Consider the following 1,736-nt stretch of genomic DNA (forward strand, 5'->3'; position numbering starts at 1 on the left):
ACCACCAGTGCTTCGGGATGTCCATCAGCAGCATCTGCCGGTACTACCGTGGTGGTGAACCCCATACCTAATGTAGGTGTTTCTTCATCTGCACCTTCCATCTGTGCTGGTCAGACAACAGCAACGCTGACAGCCACTGGAGCTGCTTCCTATAGCTGGTCGCCTGCAACGGGATTATCTGCTACGACAAGATCGAGTGTCGTGGCTAATCCTGGTGCTACAACAACTTATACTGTTACAGGAACAGATGCCAATGGTTGTACTAATACGGCTACTGTTACAGTGATTGTAAATGCAGTTCCCACAGTCAGTTTAAATGCTCCACTCATTTATTGTACCGGTGCAGGACCAACAACCATAACCGCTACTCCAAATCCTTCAGGCCCGGCATATACGTATAATTGGTCTGTTCCGGGAGGAGTTACCAATCCGGGTAATGTGGCAAGTTTTACCAGTACTATCGCCGGTAATTATAGTGTAACTGTAACTAATAATACAACCGGGTGTATTTCTGCTTCTGCAACCGGCACTTTGTCAGTAAATGCCCCGCCGGTTATTACGAGTAATACGCCTGTCGATACTGGTGCCTGTAAGAATAATAACCTGACACTTTCTGCCTCAGCAACAGGTAACCCGGCACCTACTGTACAATGGCAGTTAAGTACAGATAATGGTGCTACCTGGAATAACATCAGTGGAGCAACTAGTTCTAGCTATACCATTGTTAACACGGGAACAAACCAGGAAGGCTGGAAATACCGGGCTGTTTTTACCAATAATTGTGCAACCGCCACCACTAATGTTACATTGCTGCATGTTGGGGCACCTATAAATCTTGGTTTGAATCCTTCCAATCAAACAGGATGTAATGGCAATGGAACAGTAACCTTTACATCCAATGCAAATGGAGGTAACGGTACCGTATATATGTCCTGGCAATATAGTACCGACAATGTTAATTGGATAGATATTCCGAACACCACTACAATTTCTCTTATTGGTAATTTTTCAACCAGCTATACCTTTACTCCCAATCCCTCTCAAAACGGTTTTTATTTCCGTGCAAAATATTCCAATGGAGGATGTACAGCAAGCTTTAGCAATGCAGCTACATTAACGGTTAATCCTGTTCCAACTATAAACCCGGTAAATAACCAAACTGTATGTAATGGACAGAGCACAGCTGCGGTGAACTTTACCGGCACCAATGTGACCAGCTATAACTGGACAAATAGTGCTCCCGGGATCGGGTTACCGGCCAGTGGCTCCGGGAACCTTCCTTCCTTTACAGCTGTAAATGCCGGCAGTTCCGATATCGTGGCAACCATTTCCGTTACACCTGTATATACGGGAGGTAACCCGGTATTAAGTTGCCCCGGAACACCCACGAATTTTACCATTACAGTAAAACCTTCACCTGCTCCTCCAACTGCACCAGGTGCTTCCCGGTGCGGTACGGGCACTGTTGATCTTACAGCATCGGGCTGTTCCGGAACAATGAACTGGTACGCTGCAGCTTCCGGTGGGTCTTCTCTCGGCACCGGTACAGTCTTTACCACACCTTCCATTACTTCAACAACTACCTACTATGTATCATGTACGAATAGCCAAGGTTGCGAAAGTGCCAGAACGGCTGTTGTAGCCACAGTCAACCCGATTCCTGCAGCTCCTACAGGGACTGGTTTTTCCAGGTGTGGACCAGGTACGGTTACGCTTACAGCTGGCGGTTGTACAGG

The 1,736-nt window shown here is 46.9% G+C and carries 1 protein-coding gene; it reads left to right on the plus strand.

What is annotated here, in order from left to right; all coding sequences use genetic code 11:
• Window positions 1–1,736, plus strand: a 1,736-nt coding sequence (locus tag BP74_RS21605) for a DUF8696 domain-containing protein (protein ID WP_496377640.1), incomplete at both ends; no start/stop codon positions are given.

The organism is Flavisolibacter ginsengiterrae DSM 18136 (assembly GCF_059568575.1).